Consider the following 8,080-nt stretch of genomic DNA (forward strand, 5'->3'; position numbering starts at 1 on the left):
TGCTCCACCTTGTTGTTTGGGTTGTACATGACCTTGAGTCTTATTCATGGAGAGAAGTTTTTGTACAAAACTTTTGGCTACACTAAATCTATTAGCCACCTTCCTGATTGAGGTGTCACCTTGTGAGTAAGCCAAAACTATTTTTTCTCGCAAGTCGATTGAGTAAGCTTTCATTTTAAGAGTTGATGTACTGGTATTATTGTACCTCATTTACCTGCAATTTGCTGTATTTCAATGCCTTTATGCTGAATTTCTCTATTAAACAAAGTAGATTATTTACTCGGTGTTAGAAAATATCAACTATCGCTGCCATCTTCTTGCTTCAAAGCTGATTCAATCTCTAACAATTTCTTCCGTAATACTTCTCTCATTTGTAATAGTTGTGTTGATTTTACATTAAGTAAAGGTATTTCTTGCACCTGACGTATGATTGTTTCTACTTGCTTTTTCTTTGGGTTTGATCCATCATTTTTAGTGTAATTAGATACTTCTACCGCTACAAGTTTGCGTGTTTGAGCTACTGAAAGTTTTTCCTGTAATACTTGCTTAACTATTTGAGTTCGTAGTTTTTTTGCTGCTGCTTCTGAAATATCTAATGTTTTTGCAGATAAACGTGCTAACGCCAGAGCATGGATGCCACCTAAGCCTTGCTCTCTTATAGCCTGCTTCAAATCATTAGGTAATGACAACATTGGAAAAATATTAGTACTGACAGAAGCTGGATTTAATTGCAGAGAGAGTAAAATGCTAAAAATTATTTGTTCTTCTTCTCCTAGCCCTATTATTGATAATTGTTCTTGCTGAATTTCTCTACTCGCTAAAACAAGCTCACTTAGCTTAACCATATTTCCTTGACGCTCTATTCGGCGCACTCCGGCTCTCAAGCTACGGGGAACATCCTCAGCTTTTAGAGTTGTTTGAGCAGTAATTTCTTTAATGAGTGCTTCTGCTGTATCCAATGGATTTAAATTTTCCCTATGTAAATTTGCCAGCAACACTCGTCTGTGTAGAGCTTCAGGTTGAGGGATAACTACAGCTTTTAGAGTTGTCCAGTTTAATTTTGTAGCACCTCGCCAACGCCGCTCCCCATCAAACAATAGGTAACGCCCATTTCGCTCAATTAAAATTATGGGTTCTTGTTGTCCATCAGATTTTAGCGAAAGGGAAATAGCATTTATACTTTCTTCACTAAAAGTTCGGCGTGGTTGTTCTGGATTACGATCGATCAGTTCTATCTTTACTTCTAATACACCTGATGGAACCAAGTGTTCGCGTAACTCTTGAATCTTTGTTTCTAGTTCCTGAGTCTCTGTTGAGCGTAGTTGATTAATTTCTGCCTGAAGTTTATCAATAGTTTCTCTAAGTTCGTGAACTTCTTGAGAATATTCAGCACCAGAGAACATATTTGCAATATCTATGCCAACTTTTTTAATCATTAACCCTCACTCTTGATTAGCTCAACTAATTTATACACGATAGGAGAAAAATCGTCACAAGCAGGGTGATTGGGACGATATAAATGTAACGGTACTCCTAACCCACTAGCATTTTTAAATTCGGATGAAAAACGAATGGAACTGAAAGTTTCAATCTTCAATTTTTCTAGCTGTGGAATTAATTGAGACAAAATATTTCGATGGATGGCAAGCCGCTGATCGTATTGATTAGGTACAAAGCCTAGGATTTGAGGATCGGGCTTTAGTCTTAAGCGGCGACAAGTGTGATATACCCATTCCAACAACTTACTGGAACCATCTGTAGATTTCGGTTCTACTTGAATTGGGACAATTAAATGTGTAGAAGCTGACAGGGCAATTAATGGCAATGGGCCTAAAGTAGCAGGACAGTCAAAAATTATTAAATCATGAGGCAAGGGATAATCCGTTAAACGATCTCCTAAAAGGTAAGCTCCTCGCTCGTGTAAAACTAGTTCGTTAATAGTTTTAATCAGCCCCATTTCTCCCTGGCAAGCTTCCACGTTTTGTGTATGTTCTTGCCAAAGTTGAACCAATGGCCAATCTCCTTGAAAATTATCTTGAAGTACTGCTGCTATAGTTTGGTTACTTTTAGGACGTAGTAAACCACAAAATAAAGAAACTGAGCCTTGAGGGTCTAAGTCAATTAAGGCAACGCGAAATCCTGCCTTTGCTACAAGATAAGCTAGGTGAACTGCGAGAGTTGTTTTGCCGCTGCCACCTGCGTTCGAGAGCAATGCTAATCGAACTTGCATGGGCTTTATACAAAAATGACATTGGTGAGTTTAACATGTGGAATAATGTTATTCCACGTAACAGATAAATTATTTCGATATTTTCCCAAGTAAGAAACACCAGTTTTTTAAAGAGGGTTTAAGATGAAATCTACCCCGCGACAATCTAAATTAAAGGGTAAATCAAACAATTCTCAGCGACAATATAACCCAAATTCAGCTGATGAACCAACAATTCAGCAATCACCCCAACACCAGCCCGTCTCAAATCCTAATGAGCTAACGCAGCTACAAGAAAATGAGGATGCGATCGCTGACACATCTGTTAACCCAGAGCAAGCGTATAAATCACAAAAGGCATCGAAACCTCATACCCAAAAGTTAGAGTCAGCGGAGCGTTTTCAACACATAAAATTCCTAGACTGCGACAAGCCAGTGAGCCGAATTATCTTCGAGTGCTGGCATTGTTTTCAAGGAATAATTTGCGAGTATACGGGTGAGCCTGTAATAGGAGAATATAAGGGACGACCTTCAATAATCCAAATTCCAGTTCAATGCCCGAACTGTGAAAAGACGGCTATTAAACTGAATACAGGGGAAGTGCTTTCCAAAACGGCGATTCCTTCACCTTGGGAGCAATGATCGGGCACGTTCATCTCAAAAATTGTTTGGGAGCAGAGATCAACTTAGAAATAATGCAAAAGCTGACATTTTTACCTTCAATAATGACTGTACTAACAGCGGTGGCACTTATCAGTTGCACTAATCTAACCACACAACAATATGAGGCGACAGCACTTACCAGCTATACCTGGCAAGTGAAGTATGCCAATAATTTAACTAATGAACCACAACCACGCATTGAAACTTTTGCTAGTACTTCAGTATTGAATCGAAATGGTTTGAAACCACCAGGAGCAGTTATTGGGCCAGATGACCGAGGACTATGGTGGCCGACTTTGCCAGCTCGACCCGGTGTTGATGAAGTGGAACAGCGCAAAAAACCTCAACAAGAGGCAGGCCAACCCGAATTGCAGAAAACGGTGAAATACGAAATTAGCTATGAAGTGGGTGGTCAGCAGAGAACTCTACCTACTAACTATGAAGTTTATCGACAGGTAGTGAAAGCGTACCCATCCAGAACTCCTTTGCAATTGACCTTGGGTGTAAACGATAATTCAGTAGAGAAAGCTGAACCTGTTGGCAAGTAGTAACTCGAATCTAATTAAGTAATGAGAAACGACAGTTAGAGACGAAATCAATCGGGGATGCCTGAGAACATTTTCAGCACATTGTTCAACCAACCAAATACTCTTGAATTTTGTCTTGTTCGCACCGCAAAAGTTTCATTGCCTGCTGCTGAATATGATTAACCTTTGCTGGTTTAATGTTGAGTAGTTCTGCAACTTGTTTTGTTGCCAGCTTGCGTTCGCTCTTAAATCCAAAGCGCAACATTAGAACTTACCTTTGTAGAGGTGCAGCAAGCCTAAGCAATTGTTCAAGTCTTGGTGGCAAACTTCTTGTACTACAGACTCTTTTGGAAGATCCAAAAAATAAAATCCAAGCGCCGTCGAGGCTCGCCCTGAAGGGCGAAAGCACTTAAATATCTCGGTTTTGTCAAAAATATTATTGATACGGCTCTTGGTTTTATTCCTGGTAAGTGCCCTGGAATCGAGTCTGGAGATGCAACGCCAACTAGTAGCAGAGTATAAAGCAACCAGCGAATAATTTAAATTAATTTCTGCTGCGTTACTAACGGCAGTTGAGAATTAAATTAGAAAATTCCGATCGTAGCTAGTGAATTCTGTTGTGATAAAAATTTTAAAAACTCAAAAATTGTTGATAAAGATAAAAATTTGAAAAATTTTATGGGGTACACATGGGGGCTATATATACCTCAATACTAACTAAGAAAATTAGTGACAAATTAACACCTATATGAGATATATATAGGTGTTATTTAGGGTATTTTTTGCTAATGAAAATTTTGTAACCCATTTGACACCCAACCCAGATATGATAAGCTCTTCATGCTAGAGGAAAAATATAGTACAGGAGAACAGGAAAATCTTTGTGTAAATTTTATTCTATGTTGTTCATCCGGTTTAGCTCAATTTCACAATTCACCTAAATAGATAAGTTTATTAAACCAACCGTATTGATTTGATCTCTATGTCGAACGTCCACACCTTACAAAAAATTTTTGCTGCTGGCTTTGATAACGGCTATGGAAGCGTGAAACTTCTGGTCGATGGCTTTGGAGTTGTTCGTGTCCCCAGTTATATTTCCACAATGGACATGGAGGACGTACCAGGAAGAGTAGTTTTCAATAGTAGTGCTTACACAGTAGGAGAATCAGCATTTCGTGCGGGTTATCATTTTGAGCGCAACACAGATGATAACGAAAACAAAGTCAACAATGCGCTGTTGACTTTGTTGGGGGCATTAGCACATCTGCCACATCGTAAGGCTTGGCATCTGAAGTTAGTTGTCAGCTTACACGATGTCAGTCTGACCTCCAAGTTGGAGAGAGTACTTAATGGAGAATATCAGCCAATACTTGCAGGCAATCTTTCAGAAGTCAAAGTAGAAGTACTCAAGACGATCCCCGAAGGAATGGGTGCATTATTTGGGCAACAACTCCCGGCAAAGTTAACGGTTTTAGATTTTGGCAACGGTACAACTCTATATTCTCGTTACTACCAAGGCAAGCGTGAAGTTCACACCCCCTACCCTACGGGTGTAGAAGTTCTCATAGATGACATTTCTCAAAAGATGAAACATCTCAATGGTGGGAAAGTTGGCGATGCATCGAAGATTCGGTTTTGTTTAGAAATGGGACATACCAAATACAGCCGCGACATAGATATAAAAGATGTCTACCTTGCGTGTTTAAAAGATTGGTACGAAAGATACTTGAAAAAAGTGGTAAATCTGACACTAGATGCCAAACACCAAGGGGATGAAATTTGGGCGATTGGTGGAGGCTGTTTGTTACCTGGATTTAGGAAGCTATTAGAGAAGAACGGTTTCAAGATTTTGGACAATCCAGTGGAAGCAAATGCAAATGGACTTCTAGAAATGGCCAAAGCCATTATGAAAAAGAATCCAGCAAGCACATGAAATAAGTGATATCAATTCACTCAGAACGTGAAACAGATTTAACCTCTAAAATCCTTGCTGCATCTAGTTTTTTAATTGCGAATTGCGAATTGATATTGAGGTGATGACAATGGCAGACAAACCAGACTTAGCCCCAGAGAAAGTTAGGATAAAAGACAGTTACCGAGAACGTATATTCAAGGAGTCACAACAATTAGATAAAAGTTATCTGGAGACGCTTTACTTCATCATCGATTGCTATTTTGCATTCAAAAAGGGTGCATTCCCGGTACAACAACTAGTTGCTCACACAGGTGGTTTCACTCCAATTACTACTGTCCAAAATGAACCGGATGAGCTTGACAAAATTCTGTCTCCACAAGAAACTCAACTTGATTCTGATAGCGTCACGTTTACCCTTGATTTTGATTTATAGGCTTTTTTAATACAGCTAGTTCAATGGGCTAAGTCTCCAAACTTCGGATTCCACCAACCCTTGGCGGTATGCAAGTAAGCCACATCCTGATGTTTTTTATCCTGGCGGGATTGTGGATTGGAACACCGCAGCATAGTCTTTTTTTGCCCATCCTTTGTATAACTGTATTCTTCTAAGGGTTGTTTACACACAGGACAAGGATATGATGTGACCTGAGCAGGAGGCTTTTGTTTAACTTCAGCTTCTTTACTAACAGGTGCAGACCAAGACTTAGTGCGATCGCTCCAAAACAGGACGACATTCTCACAGCCACTAGTGCATTTGAGGAAGTACTTTTTCTTAAGCTTGCTGCTGGGGATTTTAGACATCAAATTATTACATGTAGGGCATTTAGTTCTAGAAGTTTCAAATTTGCGCTCAACAGCAGCTTTGCTGCCAGATGAAGGAATAACTAGAGTTTTGGCTTTAGAGAGTGCTGGGACAAAGTAATCCTGATTCCAAGCAGTGAGATACTGCTGCCAAGAGTGTTTGCCAAGGGCGATAGCATCTAAAGCATCCTCCATCTTGCCAGTGAATTCGGCTTCGAGCAAATCGGGTAAAGCCTTCTGTAAAAACATATCAACCTCTAAACCTAAAGCTGTGGGTTGTAGGCTGTCTTTGACTAACTGAACATAATCGCGTTTTTTGAGAGTAGCAACAGTAGGGGCGTATGTACTAGGGCGACCAATTCCCTTGCGTTCCATTAGCTGAACCAACTTAGGTTCGCTGTAGCGTGGTGGTGGTTGGGTTTTTTTCTTCTCGTGTGCAGCATTTTCTAAAGTTAGAGCTTGTCCTTGTTGCACTGAAAGTAAGATCGAATCCTTGCTGAGATTATTCCAGTACCGCGCATAACCGTAGAATTCAATCACTTGTCCTTTAGCCAGCCATAACAGATTACCTGAACAGGTAATGACTTGAGTTTTGCGTAATTGAGCAGACTTGCATTGAGAAGCTAGGGCTCTCTTCCAAATCATCACGTACAGATTGAATTCATCATCTGGTATTTCCTGCCTTAACTGGGCGCTCGGTCGAAAAACATCTGTAGGGCGAATAGCTTCATGGGCTTCTTGAGCCGTTTTGCTACTGCGGTGTTTTGCTACTTGCTGTGGCACATTTGCTGGATCGTTTTGCTCTAACCACCGACGCGCACTCTCACAAAATTCAGGACTTAATATTACTGAGTCTGTCCGCATATAAGTGATTAACCCTGCCTCATAAAGTTTTTGAGCCAGGAGCATGGTTTTATCGGGAGAGAATCTCAGTTTGGAACCAGCTGCTTGCTGAAGCGTAGAAGTGGTAAATGGTGGTGGCGGTTGACGATAAACAGTTTTGCCTTCAACTTGGACAACATGATGGGGATACTGCCGCGCTTGTTGGACTAACCTGATGGCAAGGGCTTCTTCTAAAACACGCTTACTCTCTGTTACTTGCTCTTTATTAACAGAAGCATCATCATTAGTTTCGGCTTCTTGCTGTTGTGCTTGTTGGCTTGAATCAGTTGTGCCATTGTAAAAAGCCCGGAATCCTTCAGCGTAATCAACAAAAACATTCCAATAGTCTTGGGGTACGAATGTTTGAATTTCTCTTTCTCGTTGGCAAATTAGATGTAATGTAGCGCTTTGGACTCTGCCAACGCTTTTGGCTCCGTTGTTCAATGCCCATACCAGGGGACTGCCTTTGTAGCCTACCAACTTGTCCAGGCAATCTCGGCACAATCCTGCACCGACTAAGTTGAAGTCGAGTTTTCTTGCTTTAGCGATCGCACTCTTTAGGAGTTATGTAAAAATAACTTGAACAATTAAGTGACCAGCTTGGGTTTGATAATATAGTTCCACTCACCATGAAAAGAATTTCGTTCGATTGCGATAGTATCAAGCTCTTGGTCTGTAACCTTGATTCCCGTTTTGTAGAGATTTGGATCTAATCTAGCCTCAACTTCTAATCCTTGTGTGGTGGTAGTATTGCGAATTAGATTAATCACAACTTGTAAGCTGGTTAATGGTCTACCTCTCCAGTTTTGGGTAATGTGACAAAACAAGCGATGCTCAATCTTATTCCATTTACTCGTGCCTGGAGGAAAATGGCACACATGAATATTTTTACCAGTTTCAGTTGCTAATTCTTGTAGCTTCAGTTTCCACAATCGTGAGCGATAACTATTGCTACCACCGCAATCAGCCGTAATCATTAGATGCTCACTGCTGGGATAAACTTGTTTTCCCATTGAGTACCACCAATGACGAATAGACTCGACTGCAAACTCCGCAGTATCGTGGTCAATACCAACATTTACC

Annotated in this window: 8 protein-coding genes and 1 pseudogene; 4 read left to right on the top strand and 5 right to left on the bottom strand. The window is 40.4% G+C overall.

Features of this window, described 5'->3' with window-relative positions; translation table 11 throughout:
• Nucleotides 1–296 precede the first annotated feature (296 nt).
• Nucleotides 297–1,436, bottom strand: a complete 1,140-nt coding sequence (locus tag I8752_RS29800) for a ParB/RepB/Spo0J family partition protein (protein WP_214435818.1) — start codon at nt 1,434–1,436, stop codon at nt 297–299.
• Entirely contained in the window at nt 1,436–2,230 is a 795-nt protein-coding gene (locus I8752_RS29805) for a ParA family protein (protein ID WP_214435819.1), read from the bottom strand. Before I8752_RS29805 ends, I8752_RS29800 begins: the two co-directional genes overlap by 1 nt.
• A 123-nt stretch (nt 2,231–2,353) precedes the next feature.
• Here I8752_RS29805 and I8752_RS29810 point away from each other — a divergent pair, with 123 nt between their 5' ends.
• Nucleotides 2,354–2,851, top strand: a complete 498-nt coding sequence (locus tag I8752_RS29810; protein WP_225895997.1) for a hypothetical protein — start codon at nt 2,354–2,356, stop codon at nt 2,849–2,851.
• 83 nt (nt 2,852–2,934) lie between these two features.
• Nucleotides 2,935–3,420, top strand: a complete 486-nt coding sequence (locus I8752_RS29815) for a hypothetical protein (RefSeq protein WP_225895998.1) — start codon at nt 2,935–2,937, stop codon at nt 3,418–3,420.
• 85 nt (nt 3,421–3,505) lie between these two features.
• On the opposite strand, the gene I8752_RS29820 is transcribed toward I8752_RS29815, so the two are convergent.
• Nucleotides 3,506–3,664, bottom strand: a complete 159-nt coding sequence (locus I8752_RS29820) for a hypothetical protein (RefSeq protein ID WP_214435820.1) — start codon at nt 3,662–3,664, stop codon at nt 3,506–3,508.
• Nucleotides 3,665–4,381: 717 nt separating this feature from the next.
• Between I8752_RS29820 and I8752_RS29825 the strand changes: the two genes are divergently transcribed.
• Together I8752_RS29825 and I8752_RS29830 are read left to right on the top strand one after the other, a co-directional pair.
• The gene (locus tag I8752_RS29825; RefSeq protein ID WP_214435821.1) at nt 4,382–5,332 is read left to right on the top strand and encodes a ParM/StbA family protein; all 951 of its coding nucleotides are present in this window, start codon (nt 4,382–4,384) and stop codon (nt 5,330–5,332) included.
• A gap of 109 nt (nt 5,333–5,441) precedes the next feature.
• Nucleotides 5,442–5,747, top strand: a complete 306-nt coding sequence (locus tag I8752_RS29830) for a hypothetical protein (RefSeq protein ID WP_214435822.1) — start codon at nt 5,442–5,444, stop codon at nt 5,745–5,747.
• 20 nt (nt 5,748–5,767) lie between these two features.
• Here I8752_RS29830 and I8752_RS29835 read toward each other — a convergent pair.
• Both I8752_RS29835 and I8752_RS29840 read right to left on the bottom strand, forming a co-directional pair.
• Nucleotides 5,768–7,558, bottom strand: a pseudogene (locus tag I8752_RS29835) (type IA DNA topoisomerase); the annotation flags it as partial.
• A gap of 26 nt (nt 7,559–7,584) precedes the next feature.
• A partial coding sequence (locus tag I8752_RS29840) for an ISAzo13 family transposase (protein ID WP_214435823.1) occupies nt 7,585–8,080 on the bottom strand: 496 nt, incomplete at its 5' end.

Source organism: Dendronalium phyllosphericum CENA369 (genome assembly GCF_016056275.1).
Taxonomy (GTDB): domain Bacteria; phylum Cyanobacteriota; class Cyanobacteriia; order Cyanobacteriales; family Nostocaceae; genus Dendronalium; species Dendronalium phyllosphericum.